General features: G+C 74.1%; 18 protein-coding genes. 7 read left to right on the top strand and 11 right to left on the bottom strand.

Annotation, left to right across the window (positions count from 1 at the left end):
- Nucleotides 1-24: 24 nt before the first annotated feature.
- Together AC1C2V_RS16040 and AC1C2V_RS16035 are read left to right on the top strand one after the other, a co-directional pair.
- The gene (locus AC1C2V_RS16040) at nucleotides 25-1,083 is read left to right on the top strand and encodes a sigma-70 family RNA polymerase sigma factor (RefSeq protein WP_495390635.1); all 1,059 of its coding nucleotides are present in this window, start codon (nucleotides 25-27) and stop codon (nucleotides 1,081-1,083) included.
- 53 nt (nucleotides 1,084-1,136) lie between these two features.
- Nucleotides 1,137-2,114 carry a 5'-3' exonuclease gene (locus AC1C2V_RS16035; protein ID WP_495390711.1) on the top strand — a complete coding sequence of 326 codons (978 nt, stop codon included), beginning with the start codon at nucleotides 1,137-1,139 and terminating at the stop codon, nucleotides 2,112-2,114.
- A 24-nt stretch (nucleotides 2,115-2,138) separates the two neighbouring features.
- Here AC1C2V_RS16035 and AC1C2V_RS16030 read toward each other — a convergent pair whose 3' ends face one another.
- The 5 genes from AC1C2V_RS16030 to AC1C2V_RS16010 form a co-directional block, all read right to left on the bottom strand.
- Nucleotides 2,139-2,828 (bottom strand): VOC family protein, encoded by a 690-nt coding sequence (locus AC1C2V_RS16030; protein WP_495390634.1) that lies wholly within the window; start codon nucleotides 2,826-2,828, stop codon nucleotides 2,139-2,141.
- 21 nt (nucleotides 2,829-2,849) lie between these two features.
- On the bottom strand, nucleotides 2,850-4,067 hold the full coding sequence (locus AC1C2V_RS16025; RefSeq protein WP_495390633.1) for a macrolide family glycosyltransferase: 1,218 nt from the start codon (nucleotides 4,065-4,067) through the stop codon (nucleotides 2,850-2,852).
- Between the two features lie 51 nt (nucleotides 4,068-4,118).
- Nucleotides 4,119-6,788, bottom strand: a complete 2,670-nt coding sequence (locus tag AC1C2V_RS16020; RefSeq protein ID WP_495390710.1) for a phosphoenolpyruvate carboxylase — start codon at nucleotides 6,786-6,788, stop codon at nucleotides 4,119-4,121.
- Nucleotides 6,789-6,948: 160 nt separating this feature from the next.
- Nucleotides 6,949-8,628, bottom strand: a complete 1,680-nt coding sequence (locus AC1C2V_RS16015; RefSeq protein WP_495390632.1) for an acyl-CoA dehydrogenase family protein — start codon at nucleotides 8,626-8,628, stop codon at nucleotides 6,949-6,951.
- 27 nt (nucleotides 8,629-8,655) lie between these two features.
- Entirely contained in the window at nucleotides 8,656-9,483 is an 828-nt protein-coding gene (locus tag AC1C2V_RS16010; RefSeq protein WP_495390631.1) for a hydroxymethylpyrimidine/phosphomethylpyrimidine kinase, read from the bottom strand.
- Between the two features lie 48 nt (nucleotides 9,484-9,531).
- On the opposite strand from AC1C2V_RS16010, the gene AC1C2V_RS16005 reads away from it, so the two are divergent.
- Together AC1C2V_RS16005 and AC1C2V_RS16000 are read left to right on the top strand one after the other, a co-directional pair.
- A complete protein-coding gene (locus AC1C2V_RS16005; RefSeq protein WP_495390630.1) occupies nucleotides 9,532-10,332 on the top strand; it encodes a deoxyribonuclease IV in 801 nt (266 codons plus the stop codon).
- A gap of 90 nt (nucleotides 10,333-10,422) precedes the next feature.
- Nucleotides 10,423-10,869: a helix-turn-helix domain-containing protein gene (locus tag AC1C2V_RS16000; protein ID WP_495390629.1), complete on the top strand. Its 447-nt coding sequence runs from the start codon at nucleotides 10,423-10,425 to the stop codon at nucleotides 10,867-10,869.
- A gap of 226 nt (nucleotides 10,870-11,095) precedes the next feature.
- On the opposite strand, the gene AC1C2V_RS15995 is transcribed toward AC1C2V_RS16000, so the two are convergent.
- Both AC1C2V_RS15995 and AC1C2V_RS15990 read right to left on the bottom strand, forming a co-directional pair.
- Nucleotides 11,096-11,755: a response regulator gene (locus tag AC1C2V_RS15995; protein WP_495390628.1), complete on the bottom strand. Its 660-nt coding sequence runs from the start codon at nucleotides 11,753-11,755 to the stop codon at nucleotides 11,096-11,098.
- On the bottom strand, nucleotides 11,752-13,008 hold the full coding sequence (locus AC1C2V_RS15990; RefSeq protein WP_495390627.1) for a sensor histidine kinase: 1,257 nt from the start codon (nucleotides 13,006-13,008) through the stop codon (nucleotides 11,752-11,754). Before AC1C2V_RS15990 ends, AC1C2V_RS15995 begins: the two co-directional genes overlap by 4 nt.
- Before the next feature lie 129 nt (nucleotides 13,009-13,137).
- On the opposite strand from AC1C2V_RS15990, the gene AC1C2V_RS15985 reads away from it, so the two are divergent.
- Both AC1C2V_RS15985 and AC1C2V_RS15980 read left to right on the top strand, forming a co-directional pair.
- Complete coding sequence (locus tag AC1C2V_RS15985; protein WP_495390626.1) at nucleotides 13,138-14,049, top strand: ABC transporter ATP-binding protein; 912 nt, start codon at nucleotides 13,138-13,140, stop codon at nucleotides 14,047-14,049.
- Nucleotides 14,046-14,858 carry an ABC transporter permease gene (locus tag AC1C2V_RS15980; RefSeq protein WP_495390625.1) on the top strand — a complete coding sequence of 271 codons (813 nt, stop codon included), beginning with the start codon at nucleotides 14,046-14,048 and terminating at the stop codon, nucleotides 14,856-14,858. Before AC1C2V_RS15985 ends, AC1C2V_RS15980 begins: the two co-directional genes overlap by 4 nt.
- An 85-nt stretch (nucleotides 14,859-14,943) precedes the next feature.
- Here AC1C2V_RS15980 and AC1C2V_RS15975 read toward each other — a convergent pair whose 3' ends face one another.
- Nucleotides 14,944-16,860 carry a cation:proton antiporter gene (locus tag AC1C2V_RS15975; RefSeq protein WP_495390624.1) on the bottom strand — a complete coding sequence of 639 codons (1,917 nt, stop codon included), beginning with the start codon at nucleotides 16,858-16,860 and terminating at the stop codon, nucleotides 14,944-14,946.
- Nucleotides 16,861-17,017: 157 nt separating this feature from the next.
- Here AC1C2V_RS15975 and AC1C2V_RS15970 point away from each other — a divergent pair, with 157 nt between their 5' ends.
- Nucleotides 17,018-17,743 carry a PadR family transcriptional regulator gene (locus AC1C2V_RS15970; protein ID WP_495390623.1) on the top strand — a complete coding sequence of 242 codons (726 nt, stop codon included), beginning with the start codon at nucleotides 17,018-17,020 and terminating at the stop codon, nucleotides 17,741-17,743.
- Here AC1C2V_RS15970 and AC1C2V_RS15965 read toward each other — a convergent pair.
- The 3 genes from AC1C2V_RS15965 to AC1C2V_RS15955 all read right to left on the bottom strand — a co-directional run bounded on the left by AC1C2V_RS15965 (nucleotide 17,714) and on the right by AC1C2V_RS15955 (nucleotide 22,182).
- Complete coding sequence (locus AC1C2V_RS15965; protein ID WP_495390622.1) at nucleotides 17,714-19,594, bottom strand: hypothetical protein; 1,881 nt, start codon at nucleotides 19,592-19,594, stop codon at nucleotides 17,714-17,716. The two genes, AC1C2V_RS15970 and AC1C2V_RS15965, sit on opposite strands and share 30 nt — an antisense overlap.
- 258 nt (nucleotides 19,595-19,852) lie before the next feature.
- Nucleotides 19,853-20,839, bottom strand: coding sequence for a cytochrome d ubiquinol oxidase subunit II (locus AC1C2V_RS15960; protein ID WP_495390621.1), 987 nt, complete (start codon nucleotides 20,837-20,839; stop codon nucleotides 19,853-19,855).
- Nucleotides 20,836-22,182 (bottom strand): cytochrome ubiquinol oxidase subunit I, encoded by a 1,347-nt coding sequence (locus tag AC1C2V_RS15955; RefSeq protein ID WP_495390620.1) that lies wholly within the window; start codon nucleotides 22,180-22,182, stop codon nucleotides 20,836-20,838. Before AC1C2V_RS15955 ends, AC1C2V_RS15960 begins: the two co-directional genes overlap by 4 nt.
- Nucleotides 22,183-22,357 lie beyond the last annotated feature (175 nt).

The raw sequence follows: 22,357 nt of genomic DNA, 5'->3' as shown, positions 1-22,357 counted from the left end.
GTGGTCCGTCGTACCGTGTGAGGCGTGACACACGCCGCCCAGCGCCCCGCGCCGTCCCCCCCGACCCGCCCCGGGCCGGTGTCGGAGGCCGGCCGCCCGCCCGAGGACGTCGGCGCCCTGCTCGAGCAGTACCGCCGCGAGCTCACGGGCTACTGCTACCGCATGCTCGGCGGCGCGTTCGAGGCCGACGACGCCGTGCAGGAGACGCTGCTGCGCGCGTGGCGGTCGTACGACAAGTTCGAGGGTCGGTCGTCGCTGCGCTCCTGGCTGTACCGCATCGCGACCAACGTGTGCTTCGACCACCTCGGCTCCTCCAAGCGGCGCGAGCGCCCGATGGGTCTCGGCGGGCCGCAGCCCGCGGAGGAGCAGTACTTCGGCGACGTGCTCGCCGAGGACCGCTGGCTCGAGCCGGTGCCGGACGACGCCGTGCTGCCGCGCGAGGGCGACCCGGCGGACGTCGCGATCGGGCGGGAGTCGATCCGGCTCGCGTTCGTCGCCGCGCTGCAGCACCTGCCGGCTCGGCAGCGGGCGGTGCTGGTGCTGCGGGAGGTGCTGCGCTGGTCGGCCGCGGAGGTCGCCGCGCTGCTCGACACCACTGTGGCGTCCGTGAACAGCGCACTGCAGCGCGCCCGCGCCACGCTCGGCAGCAAGGGGCTGCGCCGGGAGGGCGGCGACGTCGATGCGGACGTCGCATCGTGGGACACCGTGGACCAGGAGCTGCTCGAGCGGTACCTGGACGCCTTCGAGCGCTACGACATGGAAGCCCTGGTCGCGCTGCTGCACGAGGACGCGGTGCTGAACATGCCCCCGTACACGATGTGGGTGCACGGCCGCTCCGAGGTGGTGCGGTGGATGACGGGGCCGGGCGCCGGGTGCCGCGGCTCGCGCTGCGTGCCGCTCCAGGCCAACGGCTCGATGGCGTACGGGCAGTACCGCAAGGACCCCGCCGGGGGCTGGTCGCCGTGGGGGCTGGCCGTGCTGGAGGACGACGGCTGCGGCCGCATCACCGGCATCACGACGTTCCTCGACACCGCCACCTGGTTCCCCCGGTTCGGGCTGCCGGGCCGCCTGCCGGCCCTCTGAGCGGCCCCCTGACCGGCGCCACCGGGCTGTGGCACGCTGACCCGGTGAGCCTCATGCTGCTGGACTCCGCGAGCCTGTACTTCCGCGCCTTCTTCGGCCTGCCCGACTCGTTGCGCTCCCCGGACGGCAAGCCCGTCAACGCGGTGCGCGGCCTGCTCGACATGGTCGCCTTCCTCGTCACGGAGCACCGGCCGGACCGCCTGGTCGCGTGCTGGGACGAGGACTGGCGCCCGGCGTTCCGGGTCGAGGCGATCCCGTCGTACAAGGCCCACCGCGTCGCGACGACGACGCCCGCCGGCAGCCCCGACGTCGAGGAGGTGCCCGACCTGCTGACGCCGCAGGTGCCGGTGATCGTCGACGTGCTGGCCGCCCTCGGCATCGCCCGCGCCGGCGCTCCCGGCTACGAGGCCGACGACGTCATCGGCACGCTCGTCACGCGCGAGGTGGCGCGGAGCGCGGCCAGCGTGCTGCCCGTGGCCGCGCCGGTCGGGATCGTCATGCCCGCGGCCGTCGACATCGTCACCGGCGACCGCGACCTGTTCCAGCTGGTCGACGACGCCGCCGGCGTGCGGGTGCTCTACCCGGCGCGCGGGGTGCGCGACCCCGACGTCGTCGACCAGGCGCGGCTCGCGGAGAAGTACGGGGTGCCGAGCGGCGCCGCCTACGCGGACATGGCGACCCTGCGCGGCGACCCGTCCGACGGCCTGCCCGGCGTGCCCGGCATCGGCGAGAAGACCGCGGCCAAGCTGCTCGAGACGTTCGGCGACCTGCGCGCGATCCGCGCCGCCGCCGAGTCCGGCGCCCCGGGCCTGACGCCGACGCAGCGGTCGAAGATCCTCGCCGCCGCCGACTACCTCGACGTGGCGCCCACCGTGGTCCAGGTCGCGCACGACGCCCCCGTCGCCGACGTCGACGACGCCCTGCCCGCCGCGCCCCGCGACCCGGAGGCGCTGGACGCGCTCGCCGAGCGCTGGGGCATCCGATCCAGCGTGAACCGCGTGCTCACCGCCCTCGCAGGTGCCGCTGGTTGAGCCGGCCCTTCCCACCCACAGCGGTCAGGGGCGGAAGACGCAGAACTCGTTGCCCTCGGGGTCGGCCATGACGGTCCAGGAGATCTCGTCGTCCTGCGGGCGCAGCACCTGGGCGCCGCGGGCGACGAGGTCGTCGACGGTGACGCCGTCGTCCAGCGTGACGTCCCAGTGCCAGCGGTTCTTGACCGTCTTCGGCTCGGGCACGGGGACGAAGTCGAACGACTCGAACGGCACGCCCGCACCCTCGTCGAGGTAGGCGTAGTCCGCGGCGTCGTCCTGGGTGAGCCTCCCGCCCAGCAGCTCGTGCCAGAACGCGGCGACCTTCCGGTAGTCGGCACAGTCGACGACGACGTCCTTGAGGCGGTACGACGGCGGCTCGTCGGTCGTGAAGACGCAGAACTCGCCGCCCTCGGGGTCGGCCAGCGTCGTGTAGTGGTACTGACCGGGCTCGGTCAGGCGCGGCTGGTCGGGAAACTCGTCGAGCGACCGAGCGCGCACGTCGAGGTGCGCGCGGTGCTTGACCGTCTTCGGCTCCGGCACGGTGTTCACCCAGATCGACCGCTCCGCGACCGGCTCGGGCCCGGGGTCGCGCAGCACAACGTCACCGTCGTCCAGCGGCTCGGCCCGCAGCCCCAACGCGCCGGCCCAGAACTCCCCCAGCGCGGCCGCGTCCGCGGCGTCGAGACAAAGGTCCTTGAAAGTCACCAGGCTCATGACCTGCAGCGTAGCCATATGTCAGCCCAGCGCGGACTCGACGAGGTCGGCGGCCCGCTGGGTGCCGCCCTCGGCCCGGGCGGCGGCCTGGAGCTCGGCGGAGCGGCGCGCGACGGCAGGGTCGGAGGTGAGCCCGAGCAGGGCCGCCCTCAGCTCCTCGGCGGTCGCGTCCTCGGAGCTCAGGCGGCGCGCGACGCCGAGCTCGGCCAGCCGGTCCGCGTTCATGAACTGGTCGACCGCCTGCGGCACGGCGATCATCGGGACGCCGGCCAGCAGCCCCTCGCTGCTGCCGCCCATCCCGGCGTGGGTGACAAAGGCGTCCGCCTGCTCCAGGATCGCGCGCTGCGGCACCCAGGCGTGCACCTCGACGTTCGCCGGGAGCTCACCGAGCTCGGTCGGGTCCACGTACTTGCCGACCTGCAGCACGAGGTGCCAGCCGGGCAGGTCGCCGAACGCCGCGAGGCACCGGCGGTAGAACTCCGGCTGCCGCGTGTACGCGGAGCCGAGAGAGACCAGCAGCACCTTCTCGGCAGCGGCCGGCCGACTCCACCCCGCCACGTCGCTCCGGATGTCGAAGCACGGCCCGACGAACGTCACCACGTCGGTGTCGACCCGGTCGGCCTGCGGCTGCATCGCCCGCGGGATCATCGCCAGCACCGTGCCGGGCGCCCCCGGAAAGGCGTCGACGTCGGTGGTGGTGGCCCCGTTGGTCGCGAGCCAGCGCCCGAACTTCTCGCGGTACGCGTCGGCGCCCGGCAGCTGCCACAGCGGCGCCGCGACCTCCTCCGCGTAGCCGTCCCAGGCGACGAACGTCGGGGACAGCTGGACCACCGGCCTGCCCTGGGACTCGCCGAGCGCCCGCGCGGAGTACCCGCCGATGTCGTAGAGGTAGAGGTCCGCTGGGTCGTCGTCGTAGAAGGCGCGCAGCTGCGGCAGCACCTGGATCTGGTCGTCGAGGAACGTCTCCATCGCGCCGATCGCGTCCTCGGGCCAGTCGTTGTCGGTGACCGGCAGCGTGGACGTGACCGGCACCAGCTCCGCCCCCGTGGGTGCGATGAGGTCGGCCACCGGAGCGTCGTTCGCGTAGGTCACCCGGTGCCCGCGCGCGACGAGCTCGCGGACGATCTCCAGGCTCGGCAGGACGTGGCTGACAGCGGGCACGCCGACCATCGCGATATGGGCAGGGCGGCGGGGCATGCGATCACTCCAGGGGCGCGGCGGGACGGTGTCGTCCGCCATCGTGCCAGCGCCCCCGGCGCCGGGACCAGCGCTTTTGCCCGCCCCGGCCGATCAGCCCGTGTTCTGCAGGCCGGCGCTGACTCCGTTCACGGTGAGCAGCAGCAGGTGCTGCCAGCGGTCCTTGTACCCGCCGTCCACCCACTCGCCGTCGTCCACGGTGAGCCCCTCGCTGGCGCCCTTGCTGCGCAGCGCGCGCAGCGCCCGCACCTGCAGCAGCGACAGGGCGTCGACGTACGGCGAGCGCAGCTGCACCGCGCGGCCGAGGACGCGACGGTTCTGCAGCGGCCACTCGTTGCCCGTGACGCGAAGCACCCAGGTCCGGGTGAGCTGCAGCTCCTCGAGCACGAGCCGCGCGAGGTCGTCGCGGTCGCCGAGCGCCAGGTACTGGGCGGCGATGTCCTCCTGCGTCTTCGCGACGCCCATCTCGACGGTGTCGAGCAGCGTCGTGAACAGCGGCCAGTCGCGGTAGGCGGCCCGCAGCTCGTCGAGCCCCCCGGGCTCCTCGGCCCGCGAGCTCAGGGCCGTGCCGAGCCCGAACCAGCCGGCGAGGTTGATCCGCGCCTGCGACCAGGAGAACACCCAGGGGATGGCGCGCAGGTCGTCGAGCGAGTTGACGGACAGGCCGCGCTTGGCCGGGCGGGAGCCGATCGGCAGCAGGCCGACCTCCTCCAGCGGCGTCACCTGGGCGAACCACTGCGGGAAGCCCTCGGACCGCACCAGGCCGTGGAACCGGGCGCGGGACGACACGTCCAGCGCGGCGGCGAGCGGCGCGAACCGCTGCGTGGCCTCGGCGTTGCGCTCCTCCACCGACGGCGCGGAGGCGAGCAGCGTCGCCGCGGCGACCTGCTCGATGTGCCGGGCGGCGATCGTCGGGTCGCCGTAGCGGGCGAGGATGACCTCGCCCTGCTCGGTGAGCTTGAAGCGCCCGTCCACCGAGTGCGGCGGCTGCGCGAGGACGGCGCGGTTGGCCGGGCCGCCGCCACGGCCGAGCGACCCGCCGCGGCCGTGGAACTGGGTGAGGGTGATGTCGTGGCGCTGCGCCCACTCCGCGATGCGTGACTGGGCCGAGTGCAGCACGAGGGTCGCGGCGACCGGGCCGACGTCCTTCGACGAGTCGGAGTAGCCGAGCATGACCTCGACGCGGCGACCGTTCTCCGCGAGGCGGCGCTGAACCTGCGGGAACTCCAGCATCGCCTCGAGGATGTCGACCGAGTTCTCCAGGTCGTCGAAGGTCTCGAACAGCGGGACGGCGTCGATGACGGGCAGGTCGTCGGTCCCCTCGAAGGCGAGCTCGGCCAGCCGGTAGACGGCGGCCATGTGCTCGGGCGCCTGCGTGAACGACACGATGTAGCGGCGCGCGGCGCGGATGCCGAACCGCTTCTGCACCGCCCCGAGGGCGCGGTAGGTGTCGAGCACCTCGCGGGTCCCGTCGGACAGCTCGCCGTGGATCCCCTTCTCGTCGATCTCGGCGAGGGCGGCGGCGTGCACCTGCGAGTGCTGGCGCACCTCGAGCTCGGCGAGGTGGAAGCCGAAGGTCTGCACCTGCCACACGAGCTTCTGCAGGTCGCCGAACGCCGCGCGGGGTGCGCCGGCGGCGACGAGCGAGGCCTGCACGACCTCCAGGTCGGCGACAAGCTCCTCCGGCTCCCGGTAGGCGAGGTCGGCATCGCGGCGGCGGGTCGCGGCCACGCGCCCCGCGATCGCGAGCACCGCGGCACGGTGCGGCTCGTTGGGCGAGTCCGCGGACGCCTGGGTGACCAGCTCGTCCGAGAGCTGGCGCATCCGCTGCCACAGGGCCTTGAGGTCGGACGACGCCGGAGTGCCCGCCTCGTCGAGCGTGAGCTTGCGGCCCGTCTCGCGCGCCGCGGTCTCCAGGGCGCTGAGCGCGTGCTCGGCGGCGAGGGTCGCGGCCTGCCGGGTCACCTCCGCGGTGACGTTCGGGTTGCCGTCGCGGTCGCCCCCGATCCAGGAGCCGAGGAAGACGAACGGCCGCGCGACGGGCGGCACGCTCCCGGCCTCACCGTCCAGGAGCCAGTCGTCGAGGCGGCGGTACACCTCGGGGAAGGTGCCGAAGAGGGTGGCGTCGAAGACGCCCATCGCTGTCTTGACCTCGTCGATGACCGACGGCTTGCGGGCGCGGATCGGCGACGTGCGCCACATGGTGTCGATCTCGGCGAGGAGGCGGCGCTCGTTCTCCGCGAGGGTGGTGCCGCCGGGGCGCATGACGTCCCGGTCGGCGAGCAGCGCGGAGATGCGTCGCACCGCGCCGGACACGGCGCGGCGACGCGCCTCCGTGGGGTGCGCGGTCAGCACGGGCCGGAACTCGAGCTCGCCGAGGCGGCGCAGGGCCTCGTCCCGCCCGACCTCCTCGGCCAGCAGGGTGAACGCCTGCGGCAGCGAGTCGTCGACGGCGCCCGGCGTCGTGGAGGCCTCTCGCTGCCGCAGCACGCGGACGCGGTGGTACTCCTCGGCAAGGTTCGCCAGGTGGAAGTAGCACGTGAAGGCCCGCGCCACCTGCTCCGCGCGCTCCAGCGGGAAGCCCGCGACGACCTCGGCGGCCTCGGCCAGCGCCGCACCCCCGTCGTCGGCCCCGTAGGCGCGGATGGTTAGCTCGCGGAGCCGCTCGACGTCGTCCAGCAGGTCCTGCCCGCCGGCCTCGCGCAGGACCGTGCCGAGCAGGCTGCCGAGCAGGCGGATGTCCTCGCGCAGGAGGTCGGGCATCTCGTGGCGCGCGACCACGCGTTCGATCGAGCCGGTGGATCCCAGGTTCTCGCTCACGGGACTAGAGGGTATGCCGTCGCGGCGCCGGGCGGTCGTCGCGTCCGGCAGGTGACCCTGCGACGGGGCCGCGCATTGCCCTGACGCCCTGTCGGGCCGGGGCTCAGGCGTCGGCGGCGTGCCGGGCCAGGATCGCCGCGGCGTCGGTGCCGCGCGGGAGCACCCCGTAGCCGTGCCCGCGGCCGTCGCCGAGCCGAGCCGCGACGAACGCTTCGGCTGAAGCCGTCGGCGCGTGCCGCACCATGAGCGACGCCTGCAGCCCCACGGCCAGCGCCTCGACGACGCGGCGGGCGGACGCCTGCCGCTCGTGCTCGTCGGCCGTGCCGAGCAGGGTCAGGAGGCCGCGCGTGCGGACGACGTGCCTGTCGAGGTCCGGGTGGGCGCCGGCCGCGAGCGCGATCTCGGCGTCCACGGCGGCGAGGGACGCGGGCTCGCGCGTCATCGTGCGCAGCACGTCGAGGGCGATGACGTTGCCCGAGCCCTCCCAGATCGCCATCACCGGCTGCTCCCGGTAGCGCCGGGCGAGGGGAAACGCCTCGGTGTACCCGTTGCCGCCGAGGCACTCCATCGCCTCGTAGGCGTGCTGCGGCCCGCGCTTGCACACCCAGTACTTCGCGACGGCGGTGGCCAGCCGGCGGAACACCCGCTCACCGCCGTCGTCCTCGGCGTCGTGCGCGGCCGCGAGCCGCATCGACGTGAGCGTCGCGGCCTCGGACTCCAGCGCGAGGTCGGCGAGCACCGTCGTCATCGCCGGCTGGTCCACGAGGCGCGCGCCGAACGCCGCCCGGTGCCGCGCCTGCCACAGCGCCTCGGCCACGCCCTGGCGCATCCCCGCGGCGCTCCCGTGCACGCAGTCGAGGCGCGTGCGCTGCACCATCTCGATGATGGTGCGCACCCCGCGCCCCGGTTCACCCACCAGGTGCCCGACGGTGCGGTCCAGCTCGATCTCGCCCGACGCGTTGGAGCGGTTGCCCAGCTTGTCCTTGAGCCGCTGGATACGGAACGTGTTGCGCGTGCCGTCCTCGAGCACCCGCGGCACGAGGAAGCACGAGAGGCCCGCGTCCGCCTGCGCGAGCACCAGGAACGCGTCCGACATCGGGGCCGAGCAGAACCACTTGTGCCCGGTGAGCAGGTGGTCGCCGTCGGCGCCGCCCGCCGGCACGGCGCGGGTGGTGTTGGCCCGCACGTCGCTGCCGCCCTGCTTCTCCGTCATCGCCATGCCGACGAGCGCGCCGGGCTTGGTGCCGGGCGCCGCGAGCGCGCCGTCGTAGCCCGTGGCCAGCAGCCGTGGCTCCCACCGCCCGGCCAGCACGGGCGCGTGCCGCAGGCTGGGGACGGCGGCGTGCGTCATCGAGACGGGGCAGGCGTGGCCGGGCTCCACCTGCGCGAACAGGGAGAACATCGCGCCGCGCACGACGTTCGCGCCCGGCCGCGGGTCGGCCCAGGCGCTCGTGTGCGCGCCGCGGCCGACGGCGGCCGCGATCACCTCGTGGTACGCCGGGTGGTACTCGACCTCGTCGACGCGGCGGCCGCGTCGGTCGTGGGTGCGCAGCACCGGCTCGTGCGTGTTGGCGAGCTCCGCGGCCCGCTGGAACGCGGCGCCCCCGACCATCTCGCCGACCTCCGCCAGCCGTTCCTCGCCCCAGCCGCCGCCGAAGGCGTGCACGGCGGCGCGCAGCACCGGGAAGTCGAGGTACTCGTTGACGCCTACCCGCTCCGGCGGCTGGTTGGTCACGTCGTGCGTGCGGTGCTCGCCCGGTGCCACGTCCTCGTCGACGGTCACAAGCCGGCTCCTTCCCTCGGACCGCCGTCAGGAGGCGGTGTACGCCCCTTGCCATACGGTGTCGAACGGGGTGCGGGCGGCGACGCGTGCCACGATCCCCTGCGTCACCATGTCCTTCGCGATCCGGACGGCGTCGTGAATGTCGGTGCCCTTGGCAAGCTCGGCCGTGATCGCGGCGGCGAACGTGCACCCGGCGCCCGACACGCGCTCCTCGCCCACCTTGGGCGCGGCGTAGACGGTGACGCTCTCGCCATCGAACAGCACGTCGACCGCATCCGGGCCGGGCAGCTCCACGCCGCCCTTGGCGACGACGTAGCGCGGGCCGTGACCGTCGCCCAGCCGGGCGTGGATGCGGCGGGCGGCCTCGGTGAGCTCCTCCACCGACGTGATGTCGTCCATACCCGCGAGCGTCTTCGCCTCGAAGAGATTCGGGGTGATCACCGTCGCGAGCGGCAGCATGCGCTCGCGCAGCGCGGTGTCCGTGTCGAGCGCGGCGCCCGGCTCCTGGCCCTTGCAGATCAGCACGGGATCGAGGACGACGTGCCGCCACGGCTGCGTCTCGAGCGAGCGCGCCACGACGTCGATCGTCGCGGGGGTGCCGAGCATGCCGACCTTGACCACGTCGAGCGCGTGGGACGAGGTCGCGGCCTCGAACTGGTCGGCGATGACCTGTGGGTCGACGGGGACGAACCGGTGGCCCCAGCTGTGCTTGGGGTCGAACGAGACGATGCAGGTCAGCGTGCCGACGCCGTAGGCGCCGAGCTCCTGGAAGGTCTTGAGGTCGGCCTGGATGCCGGCCCCTCCGGTGGCCTCGGACCCGGCGATGACGTACGCGAGCGGCGGCGTGGTGCTCATGGGGCCACAGCCTACGACGCTGTCGCCGGCGGTCCGTAGGGTGGGCACATGAGCGTGAAGATCGGGGCCCACGTCGACCGGACCGACGCCGTCGCGCAGGCGAAGGAGATCGGCGCGGAGGTGGTGCAGGTGTTCCTCTCCGACCCGCAGGCGTGGAAGGTCGCGCCGTTCGACGACACCTTCCATCCGGGCGGCGCGGAGGCGTTCCGCGAGGAGACGACGGCGGCGGGGCTCGACGTGTTCGTGCACGCCCCGTACGTGATCAACGTGGCGTCCACCAACAACCGCATCCGCATCCCGAGCCGCAAGCTGCTGCAGCAGATCATGACCGGGGCCGAGGCGATCGGGGCCAAGGGCGTGGTGGTGCACGGCGGCCACGTCACGGGCAAGGACGACCCCGCCGTGGGCTTCGACAACTGGCGCAAGGCGATCGACTCGCTGGAGACCGACGTGCCGGTGCTCATCGAGAACACGGCCGGTGGCGACTTCTCATTGGCCCGGCGGCTCGACCGCATCGAGCAGCTCTGGGGGGCGGTGATGCAGGCGAACGGCGCCGAGAACGTCGGCTTCACCCTCGACACCTGCCACGCCTGGGCCGGCGGCATCGACCTGGCGACCGCGGCCGACGACATCCTCGCGATCACCGGCCGCATCGACCTCGTGCACGCCAACGACTCCCGCGACACCGCCGGGTCGGGTGCCGACCGGCACGCGCACTTCGGCGACGGGAACATCCCGCCCGAGCTGCTGGTCGGCGTGATCGCCGCCGCCGGCGCACCCGTCGTCTGCGAGACGCACGGCGACATGGGCCCGGACATCGCCTGGCTGCGGGAGCGCCTCGCCGCCTGACCCGGTCTCGACAGGCTCGACAGGCTCGACCGGCGGAGAGCCTGTGGATGACGACCGCGTGCCGCCCGCCCACCAGGGCAGGCTGGCGCGGTGCCCGATGACACCCCTGATGACACGGCTGACGACGCCCCTGCGCGGCCCGACTACGCCGCCATCCTCGGCGTGCGGCGTTCCACCGGCCCGCTGAACCCCCACCTCGTCCCCGGCGCCGACCCCGATCTGGACGCGGACCTCGACGACGCCGAGGGCGGCCCCGGCGCGCGTCGTCCCCGCCGTCGACGGGCACCCCGGCTTGCCACCGACGGCCTGGCCGAGGTGGCTGCGGGTGCCGTACGCCTGGAGAGCGCGCGGCGCGGCTTCGCCCAGCAGGACCTCGCCATGGCCCTGGGGATGTCACGGAGCGCCGTGTCCGCCCGGTACACGGGGCAGGTCGCGTGGACTCTGGACGAGATCGGCCGGCTCGCCATGCTCTACGGCTGCCGTGTCGTAGATCTGCTCACGGAAGCCCCGAACGCTCGCGGCCGCACCACCTGGTGAGCATGGGCGCGGGCAGCGCCGCGCCCACGTCGCCGCACCGCTCGGAAGCCCTTGTCGTTTTCCGCTCTGTTCGCCCGGCAGGAGATCCGACCGGCAGCCTGGCGGAAATCCTGCACGGCAAGAGATTCCCGCGACGGCGGAGCCGTGACCCCTCCGCAGGAGACACTCCCGCCCTGCCGACAGGGCGAGAAATACACATGCCCGCGCGGCGGCGAGCGGCGCCAGCTCAGCCGGCGAGGCCGGCGTCGTGCACCGTGATCGCAGCCTGCACGCGGTTGGCGGCGTCGAGCTTGGTGAGGATGCGCGAGACGTGGGTCTTCACGGTGGGCACGCTCATGTAGAGCTCGGTGGCGATGTCGGCGTTGGACAGGCCGCGCGCGATGGCGAGGGCGACGTCGCGCTCCCGGTCCGTCAGGGCCTCGACCCGCGCGGCGGCGGCCCGACGCCCGTCGGGCGCGGACCTCACGGTGACCGCCGCGATGAGCTGCTCCGCGACGCGGGGCGACAGCGTGGGCTCCCCGGCCGCCGCGGCACGGACGGCCGCGACGAGGCGCACGGGGGGCGTGTCCTTGAGCAGGAAGCCCGCGGCCCCGGCCCGGAGCGCCTCGACGATCATGTCGTCGGTGTCGAACGTGGTGAGCACGATGACGCGGACGGCGGACGCGGCGACCAGGCGGCGGGTGGCCTCGATCCCGTCGAGGCGCGGCATCCGGATGTCCATGAGGACGACGTCGGGCCGCTCGCGCGCCACCACGTCCAGCGCCTCCAGCCCGTCGGCCGCGGACGCCACGACCTCCAGGTCCGGGTCGCCGCCCAGGATCAGGCTCAGCCCCGACCGCACCAGGGCGTCGTCGTCGACCAGCACCACCCGCGTCTTCTCGCTCACGGCGCCCACGGTAGCCACGCCTCCAGCACGAACGCGGCGCCGCGCCCGTCCGCGCCGTCGCCCGTCCTCCCGAACGACAGGCGGCCCCCGACCAGCTCGGCGCGCTCGGTCAGGCCCACCAGACCGAGCCCCGACGGCGGCGCGGCCGGCGCGTCCTTCGCCGGCCCCACGGTGCTCACCGGGTTACGCACGGTCACCGTCAGCCCCTCACCCGGGGCTCCCGCGACGGTGACCGCCACCGGCGCCCACGGGGCGTGCTTGCGCGCGTTCGTCAGGCCCTCCTGCACGATGCGGTACGCGTGGCGGCTCGCGGCATCTCCCAGCCCGTCCAGCCGCTCGACGCGCCGGTCGAGCCGCACCTCGACGCCGCTGGCGCGCGCCTCGGCCAGCAGCTCGTCGAGGTCGGCCAAGGAGGGCTGCGGCGGCTCGGGCGCCCGCCCGGCCCCGGTCGAGCCCGTCGAGACCTCCGCGGGATCGACCCCGGTCTCGCGCAGGACGCCGAGCACCTCGCGCAGCTCGACCAGGGCGGTGTGCGCGTTGCTCTGCACCACGGTGGCCGTCTCCGCGACCTGCTCCCGCGGCAGGTCCGTCCGGTAGGCCAGGGCGCCCGCGTGCATCGCGACCAGCGACATGCGGTGCGCCAGCACGTCGTGCATCTCCCGGGCGATCCGCGCCCGCTCGGTGGCCCGCGCCTGCGCCACCCGGCTCGCCTGCTCGCGCTCCGCCGTCTCGGCGCGCTCCCGCAGCGACGCCAGGTGCTCGCGGCGCAGCCCGATGTACGCGCCGATCCACACCATGAGCGCGTACGAGAGCGAGCTGGCGATCACCTCGAACAAGGGGCCGCTGCCGTCGGTCGGCGGATGGACGCGCGAGTAGAGGGTCCCCGACAGGCAGAAGACGACGCCCACACCGACGAGCGCCCACCATCGGCGCGTCGTCGCCAGGGAGATGACGGCGATCGCCGAGGCCCCGGTGACCGAGACCGACACGGCGTTCGCAGCGGCGAGCAGGAGCGCGATGGTCAGCGGCGCCCGCCGGCGCAGCAGGAGCAGCGGCAGCCCAAGCACCCCCACGAGGACGTCCACACCCCACAGGTCCGACGGGAACTCCCGCCGCCCGCTGTCGTACTCCCACGCGACCGCGACGAAGCCGACGAACCCCGCGAACGCCGCCAGAAGCACGCGCCACACCTCGCCCCACACCCGGGCGGTCCGCGTCCGGGAGGGGGCGCGAGCGACGTCGGGAGCGGACATGCCCCGAGACTAGGCAGCCGCGGGTCGGCGGGCATCCGCCGGGCGGCTCCTCCGCATCCACCGGAAGGAGGACATGGACCATCCTCTCGCCGGACGCGGCGCGCCCCCGGGGCCGGGCAGGATGGAGCCATGATCACCGTGGAGCACCTGACCAAGAGATACGGATCGGTGGCGGCCGTGGACGACGTGTCGTTCACGGCCGAGCCCGGGCACGTGACGGGCTTCCTCGGCCCCAACGGCGCGGGCAAGTCCACCACCATGCGCATGATCTGCGGCCTGACCCCCGCGACGTCGGGCGCCGCCCGCGTGCTCGGTAAGCCGTTCACCGCGCTCACCAACCCCGGCCGACGCGTGGGCGTGCTGCTCGACGCCGCCGCCCAGCACTCCGGCCGCACCGGCCGCGAGGTGCTCACCCTGGCCGCGCTCATGACGGGCGTCGACCGGCGCCGCATCGACACGACCCTCGACCTCGTGGGCCTCACCGACCGCGAGGCCGCCCGCCGCGTGGGTCAGTACTCCCTCGGCATGCGCCAGCGGCTGGGGATCGCCTCCGCGTTGCTCGGCGACCCCGAAATACTGGTCCTCGACGAGCCGGCCAACGGCCTCGACCCCGCCGGCATCCGCTGGATGCGCGACCTCCTGGACGACTTCGCCTCCCGCGGCGGCACCGTGCTGCTCTCGTCGCACCTGCTGCGCGAGATGGAGGCGGTCGCCGACCGGCTCGTCGTCATCGGCCGCGGCCGGCTCGTGGCCCAGGGGCACAAGGACGACCTGCTGCGGCAGGCCGGCACGTTCGCCCGCTCCACCGACGACGTCGCCCTTGCCACGGCGCTGCGCCGCGGCGGGGTCGAGGTCGACGTTCCCGCGACGGGCGGCCTGTCGGTCGCCGCCGAGCCGATCGACGTCGGCCGCGCCGCCGCCGCGGCGGGCGTGGTGCTCGTCGAGCTGCGCGCCGCCGACTCCCGCGGGCTCGAGGACCTCTTCCTCGAGCTCACCGCCGAAGACGCCCGCGAGGCCGTCCGAGAGGAGGTGTCCGCATGACCGCCACATCGTCGGTCGAGCCTGTCGAGACCAGGACCCGCCGCCCCCGCACCACCTCCGACGTCCGGCCACTGACGTTCGCCACCCTCACGCTGGTCGAGTGGCGCAAGCAGCTCGACACGCGCGCGGGCCGCTGGATGCTGGCAGTCATCGCCATCGTCACCGCCGGCGTGCTCGCCGTCATGATGGCCGTGAACGGCGGCAACCACTCGTTCAGCGCCTTCGTCGCCGGCACCACGACCCCGATGGCGATGCTGCTGCCCATCGTCGGCGTGCTCGCCGCCACCTCCGAGTGGTCGCAGCGCACCGCGCTGGTGACGTTCACCTTCGAGCCGCGACGCACGCGCGTCGGGCTGGCCAAGGTGGTCGCCGCGATCGGCTCGGGCCTCGTGCTGCTCGCGCTGACGATCGGCCTCGCCGCCCTCACCCACCTGCTGGTCGTCGCCTTCCGTGACGCCGACCCCGCGTGGGACTTCACGGTGCGCGGGGTCGCCTACCTCGCGATCACCGTGGTGCTGTTCATGGCGCAGGGCGTGGGCTTCGGCCTGGTGCTGCGCAGCACCCCGGCCGCCATCGTCACCCTGATGCTGGTGCCCACGCTGTTCGGCCTCGTCGGCGGGCTGGTGCCCGGCATGGCCGACGTGCTGCCGTGGGTCGACCTGGGCACGTCGAGCGAGCCGCTGCTCGTCGGCGGCGCGCTCGACGGCGAGGGCTGGGCGCAGCTCACGACCGCCTCGCTCATCTGGGTGGTCGCCCCGCTCGTCGGCGGCCTGTGGCGCGTCGCGCGCAGCGAGATCAGCTCGTCCTGACCGCGTTCGCCGGTTGAGCTCGTCGAAACCAGCCACCCGGGTTTCGACAGGCTCAACCAGCGGGCTCACCGGGGTTTCGACAGGCTCAATCAGCGGAGTCGAGGTGCCCCCGCATCTCGACGGCGATCTGGTCGGCGTCGAGCTGCTCCAGGGCCCTGCTCAGCAGGTCCGAGTCGTAGGTCCCCACGGCTCGGGCCTCGAGCAGGGCCTTGCGCTGTGCGGCGATCGTCGCGAGCCGCAGCTCGAAGAACTGGGCCGACACCTCCTCGGGCGTCGCGTCCTCCTCCTCCTGGTCGATCTGTTCGCGCATGACGACGTTGCGCACGCGCTCCACCACGTACGGCGCGTACGGGGTGCCGTCCTTGCGGTGCAGGTCCGGGCTGTCGAGCATGTCGCGCGCCGTACCGTCGACGACCTCGCGCAGGCCCTGCGTCCCCTCGACGAACCGGGACGACGTGACCCCCGCCAGGCCGAGCCGGCGCACCACCCACGGCAGCGTGCCGCCCTGCACCAGCAGGGTGCCGGCGGCGACGCCGAACGCGACGAGGATGAGCAGCGAGCGCTGCGGAAAGTCCTGGGGCAGCGTCTGGGCCGCCGCGAGCGTCACGACGCCGCGCATGCCTGCCCACACGATGACCACGCCCTCCCTGGGCCCGAGCGGCGCGGCGAGGAGATAGTCCACGTCCGCGATGCGTCGCGTGAACCGGCGCCGGAACTCGGTGATGCGGTCCATCCGGCGCTGCCGCAACCGCTCCTGCTGGTCGTCGGACAGCTCGCCGGAGGCCGCCCGCCGCCTGTCGGCCTCCGCCTGCACGCGACGCTGCATCGCCCGCACCTGCCGGCGCGGGTTGCCGGCCTCCCACACCCTCTGGTCGCTCTGGGTCAACACGCCGGAGAGGTCCTTCGCCGCCTCCGGGGTGATGATGCCTTGGGGATCGCTGAACTGGTCGAGCTTCGCGGCGACCCGCTCCTGCATCCGGTCCAGCGTCTCGCGGACCTGCTCCGCCCGCCGTCGCCGGGCCGAGAGGTAGCGCAGCAGCGGAAGCACGAACAGCGCGCGCAGCCCGACGACACCCGCCGCCGCGAGGCCCGCGACGCCGACCGCCATCCAGACGGACCCGTGCGCCTCGTGCACGTCCTCGACGAGCGCGAACACCTCGAGGCCCATGGCGAGGAAGAGCCCTCCCTCCAGCAGTGTCTCGATGGTGCGCCAGTTCATCCGCTCGGCCACCCGGTCCTGCGGACTCAGGTGGCGTGCGGAGAGCGTGCTGGTGACGAGCCCGGCGGCCACAGCGGCCACGATCCCGGACGCGTCGAGCTCCTCCGCCGGCAGGTAGGCGGCGAACGGCACGACGAAGGACACCGCCGTCGACAGCGTCGCGTGCCTCAGGTGCTCGCGGGCCCAGAGCCCGAGACGTCCGACGATCACCCCGATGAGGACGGCGAGCAGCACGGCCTTGAAGAAGTTCCCGACCACGCCCCACAGACTCACGCTGGCCGCCGTCGCCGCGATCGCGGAACGCAGCAGCACCAAGGATGTCGCGTCGTTGAGGAGCCCCTCGCCCTCGAGCATGACGACGACGCGCTGCGGGGCACCCAGCTTCTTGATGATCGACGTGGCCACGGCGTCCGTGGGGCTGACGATCGCGCCCAGCGCGATCCCCGCCGCCAGGTCGATGTCCGGGATCACGCGGGAGAAGACGAACCCGAGCAGCACCGCGGAGATGACCACCAGCAGCACCGACATCCCGCCGATCGCGGTGAAGTCGCGGCGGAAGTCCATGGACGGGAACGACGCCGCCGCCGCGTAGAGCAGCGGGGGCAGCACCCCCGCGAGGACCACCTCGGGGTCGATCTCGATGCCCGGGATCGCGGGCACGAAGCTCACGGCGACACCGATCAGCACCAGCACCAGGGGTGCGGCCACCCCGGCCCGGGGCGCCAGCGCAGTGACACCGATGACGACAATCGCAGCGGTGACCGCGACGAGTAGCACCTCCATGGCGACCAACGTAGGCGTACCTCCTCACGTTCTCCTGGGGCCGTCACCAAGGCGGTACAGACGTGACCCACATCACATCGGCACTCGTTTCGTAACGATATATCGTGTTCTATCTTAGACGTGTCGTCACCCATCCAAGACAGCAAGGACATCTCTCATGCGAACCCCACGAGACACCTCTTTCGACCCCCGATCCTTCGACCCCCGGTCCTCCGACCGGCATTCCGACCCGCGCGGCGACCGCCGACGGCGCGGGGAGTTCCCCGGCGCCGAGGGCTTCAGCCCCGGCTTCGGCCCCGGCTTCGGCGGCCCCGGCGGACCCCGTGGCCCGCGCGGTCACCACGGCGGACGCCGCGCCGGGCGCGGCGAGATCCGCGCCGCCCTGCTGCTGCTGCTCGTCGAGCGGCCGATGCACGGCTACCAGGTCATCACCGAGCTCTCCGAGCGCACGGACGGACGCTGGCGGCCCAGCCCCGGCGCCGTGTACCCGGCGATCTCCCAGCTCCGGGACGAGGGCCTCGTCACAGTGACGGAGGACGGCGGGCGCCGTCTCGCGTCGCTCACCCACGAGGGCCGCGCGTACGTGGAGGAGCACCGCGAGGAGCTCGGCAACCCGTGGCAGAAGGTGGCCGACGACCCGCGCCGTCAGGGCCACGAGCTGCACGTCGCGATGCGCGGTCTGGGCGGCGCCGTCGCACAGGTGGCCCGCGCCGGTGACCGCGCGCAGGCCGAGGCGGCCGCGGCCGTGCTCGACCGGGCGCGGCGCGAGGTCTACCTGATCCTCGCCGGCCCGCAGGACGCCGGTACCGAGAGCGGCGTCGACAACGACGCCGACCCCGGCACCGAGGAGCCGTCAGCCGAGTCCGACGATCTCGGCCGGTGACCACCGCACGAGCCGGCCGTCGACGGCGAGCTGAACGCCCCAGCCGTCGCCGCCCAGCTCCACCCGCCACAGCTGCACACCCGTAGCGGCGTCGAGCGCGACCCAGTGCACGACGTCGCTACGGGTGTAGTCCGGCACGACGAAAGCGGCCAGCCGCCCGTCGGTGAAGGCCGCCTCCACGAAGCGCGGCCCGTAGGCCCCCCATGCGTCGAGGCCCTCCACGAGGTCCTCGCGCATCCACAGCACCTCACCCGTGCCGAGATCCAGTCCGTGCACGCGGCGCCCCTCGTCCACCACGACCGCGACCTGCGCGGTACGCACCAGCAGGCTCGTGCTGCGCACGTCGTCCTTCCACAGCTCGTCGCCGTCGTCGTCCGTCGCCACGGTGGTGCCCCGACGACGCTCGAGGTGCACCCCGTCCCCGCCGCCGTCCGTGCTCAACGGCACCAGGTAGCGGCCCCGCACCTCCCGCACCTCGCTGCCGTCGCCGCGCAGCAGGCGGTCGGTGGCGTCCTGCGGGGCGGCCGCGTCCGCGTCGACGCGGGCCACGTAGCCGCCGCCGGTCAGCGGCTCCACCGAGAACCCCTCGAACGTCCCCGGGTCCCCCGGCCGGTCCAGACGCTCGCCGCCCGGCGTGAACCAGGCGTCGATGCCGCAGCCTCCCAGCCACACCAGCTTGTCGGTGACCATCGCCTGCACGCCGCCGCGCAGGTCCACCCCGGACGTCGTGCCGTCCTCCGACCAGCGCACGCAGAGTGCGGGGTCCACCGCGCCGTCGAACTGCACCGTGTGCTCCCAGCGGGCGTCACCCGTGGCCGCGTCCTCGAGCCGGACCCGCAGGTCGTACCCGTCGGGGATCGCCCCCGCATCGGCGGTGCCCGCTATCACGTCGTCCGCCACCCTCGGGTCCACCGGGCGGGCGGCGCCCACCCACGCGACCGTGACCAGCCCACCGCCCGAGCCCGGGAAGAGCATCGCGTGCGAGGCCGCGACCTCACGGGTCGCCGCGACCGTGCCGTCCGCGGCCACCACGGTCACCGTGCTGCGCTCGTGCGAGTCGTCCCCGGCGCCCTCATCGGCACCATCGGCACCATCGGCACCATCGGCACCGTCGGCACCGTCGGCGCCCGCCGTCGCCGAAACGCACACGAGCTCCTCCGCGGGCTCGACCGAGACGCTGCCCGACCGGGTCTGCGTGCCCGGCCCCGGCCCGCACGAGCTGGACCCGTCGGGCAGCTCCACCTGCCAGCGCTGCTCCCCCGTCTCGACGTCCAGCCCGAGCAGCGCGTCCTGGTGCTGGGCCACGACCAGGCCGTCGACGACGCCCACCAGCCCGCCGTGCGCGCGGCCCTCCGCCCCGACCCGCCACACCTCGCGCGGCTCGTCGGTCAGGTCAACCACGCCACCGGGCGCGTCCCGCAGCGCGGCGAGGCGACTACGGTCGCCCACCGTGTCCACGACGACGAACGTGAGCGCGGCCGCCACCAGCACCACCGCGGCGACCAGCCGACGCCCCCGCAGCGCCCGGCGCAGCCGGTCTGCGGCACGCCGCAGCCCGTCGACACCCCCTGCCGGTCCCGACATGCCGCCGAGGTAGCCCTCCGCGGGGGCCGCGGCGTCGTCGGCGGCGTCGTCGGCCGGGCCCTCGGCAGGATCGAGATCGATCAGCAGGGTGTCCGTCGGGCGCTCGCCGCGCCGCCGGTGCCGACCTGGAGTCGTCTCCGCCGGCGTGTCCGCGATCCGCGCCGTCCGCGTGCTCCGCACGACGGCGGCAACGTCGGCCCCCTCGTCGCCGTCGGGCTCGAGGTCGAACGTGTAGGCGTCACGGCCGGCGCCACGTCGTCGGGCCACCTCTCGAACCTAAGCCTGGCGGCCGGATCCTGCCGTCTTCGTGCCCTGGCGAAGTACCGCCGGTCGAATGGTCCGGCGGCGTGCGACGGCGGGGCCGCCGGCGCCAACGTGCGCCTCGTCATGAGGGTGACCCTCGGGACGGGCGTCGAGGGCCTCATGCTCGCGGCGCGGTCGGCCGCTCACCCCCATGCTGCGCGGCGACGATTTCGTCGGTGTTGCCCCGGCGTGTCGTCCGCGTCAGAGCCCACGTCAGAAGGTTCAGAGGAAGACGGCGGTGCGGGGCCCGAGCGGCCGCACCAGCACCCGCCAGCTCACGGCCTGCGCCACGAGGACGGCCGCGAACGCGCCGAGCACGGGCCACGTCAGGCCGTGCAGCACGGCAACGGGGGCGGCGAGGGCGATCACGGCCGGGCCCACCACGGCCGCCGTCGCCGCCACGGGCACGACGGCGAGCACCGGCCCCGCCCAGCGCACGACGCCGCTGCGCCGCAGGCCATTGTCAAGGTCGAACCGGGCCGCGAGCGCCACGCACGCCGCCGCGATCAGCAGCACCGCGGCCAGCAGCGCAGACGCCGTGCCCAGAGCGGCGATCCCCAGCGCGCCGAGCGCGGCCAGCGTCGTGAGCGCCGCGGCCGGCACCAGAGCGCGGCGCACGCGCCGTCGGGCCTCCTGCGCGATCGCGACGGGCGCGCGCGCGGCCACGACCAGGCCGCCGTGCACCCGGGCCGCGGCGACGCCGAGCCCCGCCGTCACCACCGGCACGCCGAGCACGAGGCCCTGGGCCGCCGTGAAGCCGTCCGCGGCCTGCGAGAGCACCCCCGAGAGCAGCACCCACGCCACACCGGAGAGCGCGCCGAACGCCGCCGGGAGCGCGACGCTCGCCGCCTGCCCGACGACGTCCCAGCCGCGCCGCCAGCGCGGCGACGTGAGCCGGCTGCGCAGCCAGAGCGCGGCGTCGCGGGTCACCCACGCCACGAGGAGCGCGACGACCACGGGGTACGCGGCGGCCCAGAGCTCGGCCTCGACGTGCCCGAACGCTGCGAGCAGCACCCCCGCCACGGCGACCAGCCACACCTCGCCGAGCAGCAGGAACGGCGCGACGGTAGCGAGGACCACGCGGCGTCGGGGGTCGTCCCGGCCACCGAGTCCGCGCACGAGCTGCGCCCCGCCCTGCACCGCGCCGTCCAGCACGGCCCATCCCGCGAGCAGGACGGCGAGCAGCAGTCCCCAGCCGAGCGCGTTCATCGTGTACCTCCGAAGGTGAGGATCTCGGTGCGGTCGGGGTCGACCGCGGGGTCGAACGCGTCGTCGGTGTCGGGGCGGCCGTCGACGGGCGACGAGCTTTCAGGGCCGTCGCGCAGGGCCTCCCCGGGCGGCGCGCCCAGGGCGAGCCGCGCGGCGCCCCGCCGGGAGAGCCGGGCCATGACCGACCAGTCGACGACGGCGAGCGTGAGCATGGTGCCGACCAGCACCACGAGCGAGGCGATGACGACCCCGGCGGACGCGTCCGAGACGGCGTCCTCGGTGCGCAGCACGCCCTCGATCGCCCACGGCTGCCGGCCCACCTCGCGCGCCACCCAGCCGAGGAGGCCGGTGAGGAACGGCACCGGCAGCAGCACGGTGAGCGTGCCGAACAGGGCGACGCGCAGCGGCCGCCACATGCGGAACAGGACGTTGCCCGGCAACAGGAGCAGCATCACGACGCCGCCCAGGAACGTCAGGAACGCCACCGTCTGCATCACCGCGTACGCGGTGCCGATCACGCCGGGGGCGTTCGCGACCGAGGCCCCGGCGTCGAAGTACGAGTACTGGCCGTAGCCGAACCCGATCGCGAGGAACGACCCGACCGTGCCGGTGACGAGCCCCATGCGCAGCGACCGTCGCCACACGTCGTTCTCCGGCGACATGACGGCGCCCGGCAGCCCCGCGGCGACGATGCCCGGCAGGCGGGACGGCGACCGGCGCAGGTGCCACGCGCTGACGCCCACCAGCAGGAACGCGCCCGCCATGAGGCACGCCCCCAGGACGTGCAGGGCGGACAGGATCCCCGCCGGGTTGGTGATGAGCGCGGCGGCGTCGGTCACCCGGGCGACGCCGTCCACCATCTCGAAGCCCACGGGATTCCGCAGGAAGCCGTTCGCGACCATCACCGTGAACGCCGACAGGTAGCCGGTCGCCACCACCGCCCAGAACGCGGCGGTGTGCGCCCACCGCGGCAGCACGTGCCAACCGAACACCCACAGCCCGAGGAACGTGGACTCCAGGAAGAACGCGGCCATCGTCTCGACCACCAGCGGGGCGCCGAACACCCCGCCCGCGACGTCGAGCAGGCCCGGGAAGTGCAGGCCGAGCTGCAGCTCCATGACGATGCCGGCCGCGATGCCCAGCGCGTAGTTGACGAGATACAGCTGCCCCCAGAACCGCGTGGCGGTCTCGAGGGTCGCGGCCTTGCCGGCGTCGCGCGCCACCGCCCACCGCGTCTGGAGGATCGCGACGACGGGCCCGAGCCCCAGCGTCACCAGGACGAAGAGGAAGTGGGTCCCGGCGAGCAGCGCGAACTGCAGGCGGGCGGCGTCGACGGCGGTCATAAGTGCGACGCTAGACCCGCGGAGGCCCGGAATTCTGCGCCTCCGGGCAGGTTCGGGGGGTAACCCTGAGCGATTTCGGGGGACACCCCTACCCCACCCGCGAGTTGTCAGGACCACGCGCATGGATACGTGCGCGTGATCCTGACAGGTCGCAGCCGCCGTGAGTTGTCAGGGC

It is taken from the genome of Isoptericola sp. Y541, assembly GCF_059445465.1.
This window is presented reverse-complemented; position numbering and strand designations above follow the sequence as displayed.